Genomic DNA, 15,191 nt, shown 5'->3' with positions numbered 1-15,191 from the left:
TGAGTAAAATTTAGTATTCAATATCCTGAACATTATCCTGAATACGATTAAGCATGTCGGATAAAACCGAACGTTCTTCTTTTGTAAAGCTTTTAAAAACTTTAGAGATAAAGATCTCTTTCTCTTCACGATAAGCTTCTATTTTCTGACGGCCTTCCTCTGTCAGCCGGACAAATGTAAACCTGTTATCATCAGGATTTTTACGGCGGGAGACCATCCCTTTTCCTTCAAGCTGCTTTAAGTGTCTCGTCACGGCTGCACTATCAATATTCACTTCTCTTTGTAGAGCCGTTTGACTGATTTCTTCCACTTCAAACAACTTGTGCAAAAGATCCAAACGAGACTGACTAATTCCGGTACAACGCTCAAACTTAGGACTCATTTGCTTATATATATCATTTAATTGAACGATTATCTTCTCTTCTTCACGACACGAGTTGGACAAAGCATCCTCCTCCTCCACTTTAATTGAGGGGTCAATCATTGACCTGTCAATTAATATAATACATAAGGTTTTATAAGTCAAACATATAGTTCTTGGGAGAAAACCCTAATGATTTTGAAGGAATCCTACATACAAATGCGGAAAGTCTGAAATGAGTTAAAACAGGAGATTTTTTCTGAATGAAAAAGGAAAAGGCAAGGTAATGAGGGAATCTCCTCTCTTACCTTGCCGTCTATATGCACTATAAAAACACTAATTATGTCATTTGTGTGAATTTACCATACGGAATTTCACAGAAAAAGACTTACTCCTTTGGTTGGTCTAACGCTTGGTAGGCAGCCTGGTATTTTCCACCTTCTGCAACCTCTGAATGATACAATGCTTTAAGAGCAAATGTACGCTCTAAATTCATCTCATCCATCAATACTTTCAGGCGCGCTTGCAATTCTTTATTATCTTTGATTAACAGTTTCATTTGTGATTTCATATATTTCATAAGGCTTTAACTCCCCTTTTCTAGTTGAACAATTCATCAAGTATAACATTGCTTATCACAGTACTAAAGGGATTTCTTAAGGAATACCCTGTTCACATCCTTCACTTCACACCCATTGGCAAGAAATGTCCGGATCATCGGAGCGTTATTTTTACTCGTCCCCCCAATATATTTTTTTGCATGAAACACACTAGCTAACAGACTAAGTGCCAGTTTATGTAGAATCTTGCTCTTTCCCTTGCTTCTTTCATCAGGAATCAATCCGAAATAAAACAGCCTTCCCTCATCTACCGTGCCCGGTTCTATATGTGGTATCATGACGCCAATTGGCTGATCACCTTCATAAATCGCAATACAGGAATCCTTATAGCTGTCACCCAGTTCGATTGCGACACTTTTCATTTGTTCTGGCATAGTTAAACGAGATGGAGCATTAAGAGAGCCCTCCATAGAATGCATCCAAATATGAGCAAACTCTTTTTCTGAAATCATATGTAAATTTTTCAATGTAAAAGAGTGTTTGATTTCCGACTTCTCAAGCTTTTTATGCACAGTCACAAATTCATCAACCAGGTCATATCCATTTCCCTCTAGATACTCATCCACTTCTCGGGAGAATGTTTGATTCACAAGAATCTTCAAGTTAGATAGGGAATGATAGGGCGGTGTCTGATCCAGGTAACTGACGAGTTCTTTCAGTTCTACAGTGGTCAAATCATTCGTATTCTCAATGGTCGCATAGTCGTTACCTTGAATGATTTTTACTTTTTCGATGAATGGCTTTTGATGTTTATTCAATGTATAGTCCTCCTTTTCTATCTGCTACATATTCATCATCTGAAAATAAAATCACTCGACACCGGTATTTTTCCGACTTCCCTTGCCCACACGGATAATTGACCAATATGATGGATCTCATGGGTCACTACATGCTGCATAACTTTTTTGTATGTAAGTAGGTATGTTTTACCTGACCTTGATGTCATATTGAGTTCTTTCTTTCCATAGGCGGGAGTCCATAATGACAGAAAGTTTTCCGTTTGCTGCCTGGTCGTTCCTGAAAACTCAATGACTTCGTCAAGTGTCGAAATAGTATGTAAATCCTTTTTCATCACGGGTTTCCCTTGTAATTGATTCATCCAAATTTGCTCACAGTCCGCTACATGAAAGAGATTCTTCAGGATGCTCCCCATCCCGCCTATACGCTCTTTCGTCAGTTCATCCGGATCAATTTCCCTGCACCAATCAAACCATTCTTCCCGTATTTGCCAATTATAAGAAAAAAGTTCTAACATGCCCTCAACCTCTCCTTTGTATTTTAAGAATTCTTAAAGCCGTACTTCCTTATTCAGTGAACAATCCAACCACAATGATTCCTATGGCATTCAATGCAAAAAAAGTCCCGTATATCATCATGACCATGCCTGTTACAAAACCAGAAGGATCAAATGGACTTACGGATAAACCAGTCAGGATAAAAACCACGGGTGTGAGAAGTAAACATACGACTCCATACCAAATTCTCTTCTTTTTATTCTTCCCTGCCAGCTTCATAACCATAAAGTTGGTGAAAGCTAAAATCGCCATAATGATCATGAAGAACAGAAATAAGACGCCCCAATCAGACAAAAAACCCCTCCTTATTTCCTCTTAATATACGCATCCAAATGGCCCCCCCAACTTAAAAGGGGCTTGCCTCTATTCATAGATGATCCCCTCAATTTCAGCTTAGAAAGATTTAAGTGAAAGGAAAAATAAGATGCCATTGATTACTCCCAGACTTAACAAAGTGATCAGTAAAAACGTTCTTCCCCACATTTTTTTAAAATATAAATATAACAATCCAAAAATATGAATCCTACCGTGATCAGACATAAAAAGAATTCTCCCATCATTTTCCCATCTACATGAATGCCCTCCACACGAACCCATTCAAATTTATGATTGAGATCCAGATGGATAGAGAAGAACATGAATCCCCACCCAACGAAATTAAAAATTCCCAATAAACGAATGAGCGAGTACATACTCATCTCCTTTTTTGGATGATTATCTACAATCGATTCATATTCCAAAATGTTTTTTTGTACTCGCAATCCCATAAAAAAATCCTTTCTGCCTGTTCTTTTCTAGTAATACGAAAAAACAAACAGAAAGGTTTCAAATTATTCCAAATATATTATTAACTGGTAAAAACCCTATCTCCCAGATGTTTCCCCAAATAAATACCACTTGCAGCTGCCTGCGATAAGGAATGGGTTTCCCCCGAGCAGTCACCAATAAGATACAGATTTGACACATCTGTTTCAAAGTTCTTATCCGTCGGTAATTTCGGTTCATAATACTTCGCATCCAACCCGTATAGAAGCGTATCATGGTGTATCGGTTCCCCAATAAGGCTTTCCAAAGAAGCAAAAAATTCCTTAAGCGCAATACTATATAATTCCGGAACCTCTTCCCTAAGATTCCCACATTCCGCTTTGAGGGACGGATCTACCAGATTCCCCTCTAGCGATTCTGTATTCCTATGTAATTTGAAATCTTCCAATCTCTGAACGACAATCCGCTCTTTTCCTTGATTGATCCCTCCTATAGTGCTCACTGCATAGTCCATTGCCTCACCATGGGAATGAAAATAACGCGGAACGAACAAACTGAAGTTCAAATTTGCACTTGGTATATCTTCTTCACGGGCATTTTGTCCATCAGGCATCACTACGCCATGCTGGTGCTTCCGTATGATCCTCCCTCGCGGATTCATACAATAGGTCGTCGCGCTGAATGAATGCCTTTCGATTTTCAGCTTCGTTTCAAACGTATCTTCTAATATCGATTGAAGCTGATCACCTTTCATTTCCACCCGAACCCCCATATCCAGACGTGTCTTTCCTGGAAAAAGTCCAAGTGATGCTGCTTGTTTTTTCATCCACGTGCTGCCGCTCATTCCTGTACCGATCACTAATTTCTCTGTCGTAAAGTCAACGCTATTAGCTTTCAAGTGAAAGCCCGCATCATGTTTTGAAATTGTCTCAACTCGTGTTTCAAAACTAAACGTAATGTGATTTTTGAGCACTTCATACATTCTTTGAAAAATATCACTCGCTAAACGTGTTCCTAAATGACGGACCTCAGTTGAAAGAACCTTCACGTCCACCATACTGGCTCGTTTTGAAAGCGTATCATTTTTCGTGCTATAGGACGGGATGATGTCACCGCCAAACTCACAGAGAATATCGTCTACTTCCTTCATCAAATCAAGTGTGGTTTGGTCTCCGATTTTCCTGCCGAGCTCTCCTCCGAAATCATTCGTGTAATTAAATTTCCCCTCTGATTTTCCAAGACCCGCAAACCCAATGTATTTACTGCACAATCCTTCACACGTACACACGCGCCCATCATCTAAACCGCATGTACGTTCACTCAGCTTTTTGCCGAGATCAATCATGTGGATGGAGATATGTTCATTGTGCTTCATCAAGGTGTAAGCGAGAAACACACTGCTCACTCCTGCTCCGATGATCGTGATGTCATAATGATTCGATTGCATCCTCTGCTCCCCTTTCTTAGTTGTAATCGTGCTTATGCCACTTTATATTAAAACGGTTAAAATCGATCTTTTTTAATTTCTCATTCAATTGACTTTCAGTGATTCTATCTGAATTCTCCCCACCAATGTGGTTTCCATTTCCATCGTACCATAAAACAGAGTTGTGGGAGGTCCGTCCCTCTATTTATCTTTCAAACTGTGATGAAGGTATGGAATGGAAGCAAGTGTCGAGATGGCTCCAGCTAGAACGATGGTCAGATCTGTACCTATTTCTTTAGCCAATATTCCTGCTAGGAATGCAGCGAGGGGCATGGATACCCAAGTCATGAGGCGGCTTGTAGCCTGCACCCTTCCCAATAAGTGATCTGGTGTCAGCGTTTGCCGGATTGTGATGATACAAGGACTCATCATTGAAGCACAAAAGGTCCCTATTGCGTTCATGGTCACAAGCCAGAAATAGGTTTCTGCCAGCCCGAAATAGAGAATCGAAAGTCCTCCAATGACAGAGGCCGTAAATAATATGCTCCGATAAGAAAACCGCTTCCGAAAAAGGTTTGACGTAACCGCGCCAAGAATGGCACCTACTCCACCCATTGATAATAACCCACCAATCATGACCGTATTTAAACTGATGGAATCTTTTAAGTGAAATACCAGTAATGTGAGAAACAATGTAGTTCCGAACACAGAAGATACCATGGCTAGATTGGTGTACAAGATTGGCTTGGTCTTTACAACGAATTCAAATCCCTCCCTGATCTCTCCCCATATGGAATGCCTTGATAAATCTCTCTCATTTATCTTCATCCGGAGACTCGCAATGGCAAGAAAAGATACCAGGAAGCTGACGCTGTTCACTACCAGGGCATATCCTGGATTCAAAAAGGATATAATCAGCCCTCCCAAACCTGGTGCCAGAAAGACCGCTAAATTAAATATCCCGGAATTTAGTGAATTCACAGCTTGAAGGTCTTCTCTTCTCACCAGGCTTGGGACTGAAGCAAATTGAGATGTATTGTATATTTGGCTTAAACATCCGATACCAAACACAATGGGATATACCATCCACATCTCCAGTACCTTCAAGATAAATAGAACCCCAATCATCCCGACAAGTAAACATCTTCCTAGATCGCATAAAAGCAGGAGGTGCTTCCGGTTGAATTTATCGGACATGATACCGGCGAAGGGCTGCAATAGAATCGGCAGACGCTCAAGTGCCGCCACAATACCCATACTCACAGGTGATCCAGTGAGGGATAATACCATTAGAGGAATTGCGATTAAATAGATTTGATCTCCGAAAAATGAAATCAGATTCCCACCCATGAATCGGAAAACAGGATAGTTTTTCTTTAAGGGCGGGAAATCTTCCACTTGATTTAGTCTGACCGCACGCTCACCCATATCATTTCCCCCTTTTAATCCTCGGCTAAATACTGCATTAATTCATTCGATAAAGATTGAACCGCATTCTCCTTCAGGCGATACTTCCCATCCAGAGTTTCGACCAGCCTTGCGGACCTGAGTATTTTCAAATGATGATGGACCGTCGACTTCCCCATGTTCAGCTCATTCGTGATTTCCTGAAGTGTACGATCTGACCCCTTCAGCAATTTCACCATTCTGAGGCGCGCTTCATCCCCAAGGGCTTTATGCTTTTGGACCAGAAAATAGCTTGGCATATCCTTATCATCCGGATAAATGCTTTCATTGGCTACGGGGTAATAAAACACCTTGACTCCTTCAACATCTCCTTCTACGTTCCAAGGACGATAAATCGATTGGGGGATCAACAAAACTGTATGCACTCTTGGCTCGGGCAAATAAGTGATACCTCCCGTTGCCCATTCTACTAACGCTTCGGACTTTAGATTTCCACTCATCTTTTCCTTGGATTGTTTATCCCTTTCCAGTATTTGAGATAGTGTCTCTTTATGAGGAATGATCACTTCTTTATACCACCCGGTCATGACACTCTTCAGGTGGTTCCTAAGGTCATGAACATTTGTGGTGCAGATGAATTCAATATAATCCGGAAAAAACGGGTTATCCTCTGTCTGCTTTTTCAATCTGTTTCTTGATGACTCATCTCCTTCTGAAGCATGCGTTCGAAGTTCTTGAAATTTCATCCCTATGTATGGAATGCAGATGAATCTTAGTCTTTTATCTTCCAACCCATCCAGAAACATGATAAATTCAGATAAATCCCGAAACTCTTTTTGATGCAACAAGAGAAGTAGGGATTTCCAGGTATTATTCTTTTCAACGTATTTCAAATCCCCTATCAACGGTTCAGATAAAGATCTCATTAACTTGTCCCATGACTCTTTTGGTTTTTCTAACGTATCGATAAGCCTTGTATTTGTGATGGCAGCAATCCCCAAAGCGCATTCCCAAAGAAGAGAAGCCTCAATTCTTACTTCGTATGTCTCTCTTTTTCGGCTGGTCGTATGGAATACATCCAAATTGGAACACCTCATTCCCAAAAATTTCTTCCTACCATTTATTCTATATTTATAGAACGATAAATTCAACATATATTGAATATTTTCTGGAAAAGTAGCATATTTTTAATAAAACATTGTTTCTTCGGTGCTTATTGGATAAAATGACTCAAATCTTATGTGATTATTAGCTGTTGTTACCAAATATGGCTTTTCGTACTGGCATTCATTAATATTAAAGTCGTTCGATAGAAGAATTGCGTCGTTTTCTTTCTTAATTGCGTCAAAATTAATTTTATTGCGTCTATTAAACGGAAATTGCGTCAGGATCGAGTGGAATTGCGCCAAAATAGTGGTTAATTGCGTGTTTTAACAAAATATGGAATAGAATCTCATATTCAGTCTCAACAATCAAAAAAACACACAAATTCCACTCAGGAATTCATGTGCTTCATTTAAAAAAGTATTAAGATTTCACTTTGTCTTTTTTAATTTGCTTACTTCTTAATTGACCGCAAGCTGCATCAATGTCCGTTCCTTGTTCCACTCGGACCCCACAGTTGATTCCATGTTCAAGTAATGTACCGTAGAATTCGACAATCGCTTCTTTCGTACTTCTTTGATATTGGTTGTGTTCGTCAACCGGGTTATAAGGTATCAAGTTCACATAAGAAAGGTGACGCTTGTTTTTCAGCAGTTTGGCCAGCTGAATGGCTTCTTCTTTATGATCATTCACATCACTTAACAAGATATACTCAAAGGTAATGCGTCGATTTGTTTTTTCTAAATAGTAATCAATAGCTGGCATTAATTTCTCTAACGGGTATGCACGGTTGATCTTCATAATCTTCGTACGCAATTCATTGTTTGGTGCGTGCAAGGAAACGGCCAGGTTGATTTGAATGTTTTCGTCGGCAAATTTGTAAATCTTATCTGCCAGACCACTTGTTGATACGGTGATATGACGCGCTCCGATGGAAAGACCTTTTTGGTCATTCACCACCCGGAAGAAGTCCATCATGTTATCGTAGTTATCGAATGGTTCACCAATTCCCATTACAACGATATGACTGACTCGTTCTCCATTTCCTGCTTCATCCAAGTGATGTTGGACGTTCATGATTTGTTCAACAATTTCACCGCTTGATAGGTCCCGGTTCTTCTTGAGTAGTCCACTCGCACAGAATGTACAACCGATGTTGCATCCGACTTGAGTCGTCACACATACACTCAGTCCGTAATTGAAACGCATAAGAACTGTTTCTATTAGGTTACCATCCTCAAGTTTGAACAAGAATTTGATTGTGCCGTCCTTAGATTCCTGTTTAACCTCTTGAGTGAGTGTATGAAGATAGAAGTGATCGTCGAGCAACTGTACACAGTCAGCGTTCAGATTCTTCATATCGGTAAAGTTTGTCACTCTCTTTTTATATAACCAATCCCATACCTGAGCCGCACGGAACTTCTTTTGACCGTGCTCGACCAGCCATGTTGTCAGTTGATCTAATGTTAATCCGTATATGGATTTCTTTTCCATTTAAAACCCTCATTTCGAAACTCTACAATTTTCTACTTATCTATACTACTTAAAGTATGGCAATGTTTCAAGGGATTTATAAGTGTTGAGAAGAATTGGAATTCCGTAATATAGTATAAATACAATGAAAAAATACGCCGAGACTCTGCCCAGCGCATCCTTCTAATGATTGATCCTTTGAATGAAATCATCCAATTTCTCTTTGTCTTTGAGCTTTTCATTACACTCATCACTATCCTGGCAGATGTAATTTCCTTTCTTCACAAAGGTTCCTTGAGATGACGTTTTCGATTCAGACATATAAAACCCGATGCTTCCGAAGCTATTGCAAATCGTACAAATTCCTTTTTTGCTGCTGCTTTTGAAGGTACCTTTGAATCCATTTAATTTACCTTCATACTCAGCAACGATATATTTTCGCTCCTGTCCGTAATCATTCCAGCCTAAATAGGAGAGATCCCTGAAATCGATATTTGCCCAATCAGGTGTCTTTAGCTTTTTCACTTTCGGGAATAACTTTTTCAATGAGGCATCAGAAACAGATGGAAATGGAATGACATAAGGCTTTAATCCAATTAATAAATCCTCCGCGTGGTCAGTATCACTGATATCCCCGATTGGATCAAGTATGTCCTGTTGAGCTTGAGACAACCCATCAAACAAATTTGTCACCTTATCTTTCACAAGTCCTTTCAACGCTTGAAGTACACCTAGATCATTCACTGTTGAATATCCATTGATCAGCACCTGAGTCTGATACGCAATGAAATTATATTGATCATTTCGAATAAATGGTTCCATATTAATCGCTCCTAGAAACATTTGTCTCATCATCTTAAATGGTATGTTCAAGATGAGTCAAGGAGCACGGGTATTCCGTGCAACCTCATTAATAATATATAACGATTCATGGCAGAAAGATATGTTGAGTTTGGTTCAGAATCAAACAATACATAAAAAAGCACTGACATAAACATCAGCGCTTTTTGTACACGATTTTCTTAATTGTTTCTGGTGAAAGATAATGATGAGCGGCTAATTCTTGAATCGTCTTTCCATTCAAAAAATCCTCTTGGATCTTAACATTTCGTTCATCAATTGCTTTTCTACTACCAGAACGGCTGCCCCATTTTCGGTATTTCACCTTAGGTTTAGGTATATAAAGGGTTTCCCCCTGTACATATTTCTGGATTTCAACAAGAAGGGATTGTGGTAAAACACTCTCCGCTTTTACATATTTCATTTCAGTCAGCCCCTTATTTTCTGATAAATAAAGTAAATAAGGTGCAAAGCCGACTTACTAGAAATGTACTTTAAGGGCGATCAGTCAGCGTCCACCCCATGCAAAGTATCGCCTTTCTAATAATAGGCTTTGCATGAGACGCTTGGGACTCTGGCAAGATTGTTCTCATTACCATGTCACCACCTCCTTTAAGGTCTCCTTCATTTTATTCTATTATAAAACAAATGCGGTTGAATCACATTATGATAAACAGCCTTACTTTGACTCCTCCCTAAAAACACAACATATGGTATAATCTTCTAAATATCTTAAAGGAGTTGTTCCCATGTTTTCATTCACAGTAGATCAAGAAATCTCGATCGAGCTATTTCAACAGCATCACAAAGAGGAGTTATACGAACTGATTGATTCAAACCGGGATCATCTTCGCAAGTGGCTTCTATGGGTTGATAAACGCCGGTCTCCTCAGGATTTAGAACCGATCATCCCCCTTTGGATTCGGAATTACGCGGATAATAACGGATTCGATGCCGGGATACGTTATCGAGGGGAATTAGTCGGCATGATCGGGCTGCATTATATTGATTGGAAAAGCAAGAGCACCAGTATTGGTTACCTTCTTTCGGAAGAAGCACAAGGAAAAGGGATCATTACCCGAGCCGTGTCCTCTCTATTAAACTATCTATTTATTGAAATGGGCCTCAACAAGGTAGAAATCCAATGTGCCATCAACAATAAGAAAAGCATCGACATCCCGAAACGATTAGGATTTACGAAAGAAGGAATCTCTAGAGATGGACAATGGCTATATGATCATTATGAGGATCTTGTAACGTATAGTTTATTAAGGAGAGATTGGGTTAAGTCTTAAGGAGCCAATCTTTCCGAGGGCGATACTCCTCATTGAAATCGCCCTTCTATTATCTTCACACACAACCTAGGGTAAGACTAAATTGCCTCACCCATATTCAAAGCTTTATATGAATGGATCGATTCCTACCCTGCCGTATTAAATAAAAATAATTTCTTCCGTCCCTCTGTATTCTCTTGGAGAAAGCCCTACATATTTTTTAAACGTACCACTAAAATAATTAGGTGTATTGAAACCAAGCTCTTCAGCAATATACTCAATTGTATGGTTGGTATGACGCAAAAGCCACACAGCACGCTGAAGACGAACAAAGGTGACATATTCAACAAAATTCCGTCCTGTTTCTTGTTTAAAAATCCTGCTGAAATACGGTACACTAAAATTAATCTGTTCAGCTACTTGTTTTATTGAAAGATTATCTGTACAACAATGAGCTATATAGTCCGTACATTTTTGAATCTGCTGGTCCTTTGTGATTTCTTCATAATAACGAAGGGTTAGTCTCTCATATGGTGACGTACGCCGTGCTTTATATGCTTCCCTGTATGAATGATGAAGGAGAAGTGGTTCTCGATAGATGGATCCTACACCAATATAAAGATGGATCCCATACTCCCTTTCTAATTCCCCAATCGCATCAAGTATTCTGGCTTCCCCTTGTTTCCAGTGTTTTAAGGATCCGTACTTTGAAGGAATCCGAATGAGCATTAGTAAGTGTTTACGATATGATAGAAAAGAAACCCCTTCTTCCTGAAAGCGCTTTCTTAAATGACCTTGAATAACCATAGATGCTTGCCACTCATGCTCTTCTTTCCAGGATGTGCATCTAGTGAACCCCTGAATAAAACACACCACATTTGGCAGCCCATCCATTGGAAAGAGAGGTCGGGATTGAATCAATTCCTCCTCAGAATTTATTTCCCCAGAAAGTAATCTTCGTAAAAATGCTTCTTGAAAAGGAAACATGTGGTTCCCTTTCTTTGGTTCCGGATGATGACCCATGACATTATCACTAGTCAATATATGACCCTCACTTGAAATACCCCCTATAACTTGCTTTAACATTCGAATGAATTTATGTTTTTTTACAGCCTTGACTAGTAAACTGCTTAATTTTAACTCCATTGCAAGGGGTGAAGTATATAATAATGATGGTTCCAGTAAAGGAATGATTTTACATTCTTTATGACGTTTTTGAAATCGATGTATTTTTACCCAATCAAGCCATGTGCTTACTTCAAAAATTGCTATATGTATATGAGACGGTTTCACTTCCTCCTCCACCAGTGCAATGCTTCCCATAAATTCTTCGGTAATCCAGTCTTCCAGCTTTTCATATTCCATTTGATCTTTTACGACTAGCTTCATTGAATACACTTTGGCTTATATCCTGCCTTTCTATGATACATAATGATGTCTTATTCTAGTTTCAATTATAGAATAAAAATTAGATTATATTAAATATTTGTATATTTCTGATAATTTATTGTAAGGTATATATTCTTCTTATATCGTAAAATCAATTTTATACTATCTTATTGGTAAAGGAGGACAGTAATCAGTTATCAATAATCAGCAAAAGCACAAACCTTAAGGAGGGGTCTTTAATGGCTGGAGAGTATTCAGAATATGACTATGTTGCTGCAGACACTATAGATGTCAGCGAACTTGAACCACTCGATCCGGAAACAAGAAAAATCATGAAGGGTGAATTCAGTACTGGAATTAAACTTACGCTATTTTATTATGTTTTTATCTTATCAATCCCGATATTGAATTGGTATGCAGATGGTTTTATGTTCTCACGTATGTGGGGTGGTATGACGTATAGCTGGTTTTTCACAAGTATCGTGGCCATGGCGATGGCTTTCATCATTGCCTATGTACATACTACTCTTTATGAGAAACGTTTAAAGAATCATCGCCACATTCCCACTCACTCCAGCACATCTTCTGAGGAAAGGAGAATCAATTGATGGGTGTTTTACTAGAACCAAAATTCCTATTAACGCTCCTCTTAATGGGGACGATTGTTTATATCACCTATTTATCAAAAAGAAATGCTACCGCTTCTGATTATTTTGTTGGTGGTAGAAGCTTTGGCTGGTTTACTAACGGTTCAGCTATAGGTGGAGACTATTTAAGCGCAGCCACATTTCTTGGTATTGCCGGTTTAACCTATCAGCTTGGGTATGATGGAGCTTATTATGCATTTTGCTTTTCTATCGGTTTGACTCTTTTGGCTATTTTCGTAGCAGGTCCACTTCGTCGATTCGGCGCCTATACAGTGGCAGACTTTTTAGCGTATCGTTTTCACAGCAAACGTGCACGCCTCGCAGCTGTTGCTGTGGTTTTAGCCATTTCAGGCTTCTATGCAGCCCCACAGTTACTTGGTGCTGCGCAAATTTTAAGTATGTTCTTTGGGACAAGCTATGAATTTGGTATCATTTTCACTTGTTCTGTCATGATTTTTTACGTTGGAATCGGTGGTATGAAGGGTACTACACTTAACCAGGCTCTCGAACTATGGATTCGTCTTGGTGCCTTTCTTCTTATGGTTGGTGCTGCTATCTATGGTGGACTCCATTACCAGGAAATCCTGGCTTCGATTAATGAATTTAAAGGGGTTATTTCAGGAACTGCTGGTTTTACTACTGATGGAAAGGATATACCTTTTGATGGTGCTGCTTGGACAGGTACCGGTAATTACTTTCCATCATTCTGGCAAACCATATCAATGACCATCGGACTTTCACTCGGTACGATTGGACTTCCGCATATTTTGCTTCGTTTCTACACAAACCCTAGTGCTAAAGCAGCTCGTAAGTCCGCTCTTATGGCAATAGGTATTGCAAGTGTATTCTTTTTCTTTGCCGTATATCTCGGAGTGGTCGGGCGCTCGATTTTTCTAAGCGGAGACACAGATCCAGGTGTTATGAAAGACCTTTTAGCCGGAGGAAACAATATGGTTGTTCCTTCTACTGCCCAGGCCCTTGGTGGGGAGTGGCTGCTTGGTCTTGTTATTGCAGGGGCATTTGCTGCCGTCTTTTCAAACCTTTCTGGTTTATTCATTGCAAGCTCCGGTGCATTGGCGCATGATTTATATGCAACATTCTTCCGAAAAAACATTACAGAGAAAGAACGTGTTTTAGCCGGAAAGGTTTCGATTATCATTCTTGGTATTCTATACGGTGCTCTTGGTCTAATGGTAAAAGAAGCTTCCATCGGCCATCTGGTGGCATTGGCATTTACTGTTGCAGCGAGTACGTTTACACCAATCTTCATCCTGGGTATATGGTGGAGGGGTATGACAGAGAAAGGTGCAATTGCCGGTCTTGTTATAGGTCTAATTGCTTCTATGTACATGATTTTCTTTAAAACTACCCTACCTGAATTTCTACAGTTTAATGTACCCGGATTAATAACGGTGCCGGTTGGATTCCTTTCTGTGTATATCGTTTCAAAGATCGATCGCAGAGTACCTGGAGATGTAAACGAATTCATGAAAAAAGTTCATTCTAAAGAATCCGAAGCTGCTTAAATATAAGTAGTTGATAAAAAGACGGTTACAATAGATGAAGCATGGTCTTAATGAAGACCATGCTTCATCTATTTATATTTTCCCATAAACACACGTATCCGTTAACCGTTCCCCATCTACCGAAAGATCCTCATTTCGCAGAATCCCTTCCAGCATATAACCAAGCCTTTCAGGAACCGCCCTGCTCCTCGCATTTGTGGATTCACATCTGATCTTTACTCTCTTTCCCTTTAATTCGGTTAAAGCAAAATCGGTCAATTTCCCAACCGCTTCCACCATGTAACCATGCCCACTCAATCTTGTATCAATCCAATAACCGATTTCGAATTTAGGTACACTCCAATCGATGTTATGAAAGCCTGTTGAACCGACAAATTCCTTTGTATCTTTTCGGAAGATGAGATACCTCAGACTTTCCCTTGTTAAAAATTTCGCGTGAGCTTCACGGGTGTTTGTTTCCGTATCTTCCACTGAAGGCTCATTTTGTGCAAATCCTAACCAAGGTTTCAACTCAGATAGAGAAGCCTTGATGGCTGCATTCACTGCTCTGCCGTCACCTGGCTGAGGCATTCGTAGTTCTAATCTTTCCGTTTCTAACACTGGTTGAACTTCAAGTAATACAGGGTTCATATAAAACACTCCTTTTATCAAAATAAAAAACTCTCATTCTCAAGAAATAATTCTTGAGGACGAGAGTATATCTTTCGCGGTACCACCTCAGTTCGTTGACATGTCACCATACCAACATTTTCGGATATACGTATACCCTATCTCTATAACGGGAGATCCCGATGTATTCACTGAGTAAAATAGCTTCATACATAACTCCAAGTCTTTTACCATAATGATCATGATGGCCCTTTTTCAGCTAATAGAGCTCTCTGTTCATCAATTTCTTCATTATGATTCTCTCTTCATCGTCTAATTGGAAAATTTTTAAATTAATGAAATTATAAGGTGATGACATCTTATTGTCAATATACCTGGTATACTATTACTCTAGTCTTTCCAGCCTATACTAAAAATTAATAATACTTTATAATAAAGGAAAATCATACACCTGG

General features: G+C 39.4%; 16 protein-coding genes. 3 read left to right on the top strand and 13 right to left on the bottom strand.

The genetic code is table 11. From position 1 onward, the window contains the following. Positions 1-10: 10 nt before the first annotated feature. The 11 genes from AAEM60_RS10990 to AAEM60_RS10940 form a co-directional block, all read right to left on the bottom strand. Complete coding sequence (locus AAEM60_RS10990; RefSeq protein ID WP_299741218.1) at positions 11-445, bottom strand: MarR family transcriptional regulator; 435 nt, start codon at positions 443-445, stop codon at positions 11-13. Between the two features lie 304 nt (positions 446-749). Then, complete coding sequence (locus tag AAEM60_RS10985) at positions 750-941, bottom strand: hypothetical protein (protein ID WP_148993760.1); 192 nt, start codon at positions 939-941, stop codon at positions 750-752. 63 nt (positions 942-1,004) lie between these two features. Beyond that, a complete protein-coding gene (locus tag AAEM60_RS10980) occupies positions 1,005-1,739 on the bottom strand; it encodes a hypothetical protein (protein ID WP_299741217.1) in 735 nt (244 codons plus the stop codon). Positions 1,740-1,774: 35 nt separating this feature from the next. Then, positions 1,775-2,236 carry a DinB family protein gene (locus tag AAEM60_RS10975; RefSeq protein ID WP_299741216.1) on the bottom strand — a complete coding sequence of 154 codons (462 nt, stop codon included), beginning with the start codon at positions 2,234-2,236 and terminating at the stop codon, positions 1,775-1,777. Positions 2,237-2,285: 49 nt separating this feature from the next. After that, positions 2,286-2,570 (bottom strand): hypothetical protein, encoded by a 285-nt coding sequence (locus tag AAEM60_RS10970; protein WP_341357915.1) that lies wholly within the window; start codon positions 2,568-2,570, stop codon positions 2,286-2,288. A gap of 553 nt (positions 2,571-3,123) precedes the next feature. Next, a complete protein-coding gene (locus tag AAEM60_RS10965) occupies positions 3,124-4,488 on the bottom strand; it encodes an NAD(FAD)-utilizing dehydrogenase (protein WP_341357914.1) in 1,365 nt (454 codons plus the stop codon). A 180-nt stretch (positions 4,489-4,668) separates the two neighbouring features. After that, complete coding sequence (locus AAEM60_RS10960) at positions 4,669-5,895, bottom strand: MFS transporter (protein ID WP_299741213.1); 1,227 nt, start codon at positions 5,893-5,895, stop codon at positions 4,669-4,671. A 14-nt stretch (positions 5,896-5,909) separates the two neighbouring features. After that, positions 5,910-6,956 carry a metalloregulator ArsR/SmtB family transcription factor gene (locus AAEM60_RS10955; RefSeq protein ID WP_299741212.1) on the bottom strand — a complete coding sequence of 349 codons (1,047 nt, stop codon included), beginning with the start codon at positions 6,954-6,956 and terminating at the stop codon, positions 5,910-5,912. 445 nt (positions 6,957-7,401) lie between these two features. Continuing rightward, positions 7,402-8,472: a 23S rRNA (adenine(2503)-C(2))-methyltransferase RlmN gene (gene rlmN / locus AAEM60_RS10950; RefSeq protein ID WP_299741211.1), complete on the bottom strand. Its 1,071-nt coding sequence runs from the start codon at positions 8,470-8,472 to the stop codon at positions 7,402-7,404. Positions 8,473-8,634: 162 nt separating this feature from the next. Beyond that, the gene (locus tag AAEM60_RS10945) at positions 8,635-9,273 is read right to left on the bottom strand and encodes a FusB/FusC family EF-G-binding protein (RefSeq protein WP_341357913.1); all 639 of its coding nucleotides are present in this window, start codon (positions 9,271-9,273) and stop codon (positions 8,635-8,637) included. A gap of 175 nt (positions 9,274-9,448) precedes the next feature. Further along, positions 9,449-9,715 carry a CD3324 family protein gene (locus tag AAEM60_RS10940; RefSeq protein ID WP_299741209.1) on the bottom strand — a complete coding sequence of 89 codons (267 nt, stop codon included), beginning with the start codon at positions 9,713-9,715 and terminating at the stop codon, positions 9,449-9,451. 325 nt (positions 9,716-10,040) lie between these two features. Between AAEM60_RS10940 and AAEM60_RS10935 the strand changes: the two genes are divergently transcribed. After that, a complete protein-coding gene (locus tag AAEM60_RS10935) occupies positions 10,041-10,586 on the top strand; it encodes a GNAT family protein (RefSeq protein WP_299741208.1) in 546 nt (181 codons plus the stop codon). A gap of 138 nt (positions 10,587-10,724) precedes the next feature. On the opposite strand, the gene AAEM60_RS10930 is transcribed toward AAEM60_RS10935, so the two are convergent. After that, on the bottom strand, positions 10,725-11,954 hold the full coding sequence (locus tag AAEM60_RS10930) for a helix-turn-helix domain-containing protein (RefSeq protein ID WP_341357912.1): 1,230 nt from the start codon (positions 11,952-11,954) through the stop codon (positions 10,725-10,727). A gap of 239 nt (positions 11,955-12,193) precedes the next feature. Here AAEM60_RS10930 and AAEM60_RS10925 point away from each other — a divergent pair, with 239 nt between their 5' ends. After that, positions 12,194-12,562 (top strand): hypothetical protein, encoded by a 369-nt coding sequence (locus AAEM60_RS10925; protein WP_299741206.1) that lies wholly within the window; start codon positions 12,194-12,196, stop codon positions 12,560-12,562. Further along, a complete protein-coding gene (locus AAEM60_RS10920; protein ID WP_341357911.1) occupies positions 12,559-14,127 on the top strand; it encodes a cation acetate symporter in 1,569 nt (522 codons plus the stop codon). Before AAEM60_RS10925 ends, AAEM60_RS10920 begins: the two co-directional genes overlap by 4 nt. 72 nt (positions 14,128-14,199) lie before the next feature. Here the strand turns inward: AAEM60_RS10920 and AAEM60_RS10915 are convergent, their stop codons facing one another. Beyond that, on the bottom strand, positions 14,200-14,757 hold the full coding sequence (locus AAEM60_RS10915; RefSeq protein WP_341357910.1) for a GNAT family N-acetyltransferase: 558 nt from the start codon (positions 14,755-14,757) through the stop codon (positions 14,200-14,202). Between the last annotated feature and the right edge of the window lie 434 nt (positions 14,758-15,191).

This window comes from Rossellomorea sp. y25, assembly GCF_038049935.1.
In the GTDB taxonomy this organism is placed as follows: domain Bacteria; phylum Bacillota; class Bacilli; order Bacillales; family Bacillaceae_B; genus Rossellomorea.
This window is presented reverse-complemented; position numbering and strand designations above follow the sequence as displayed.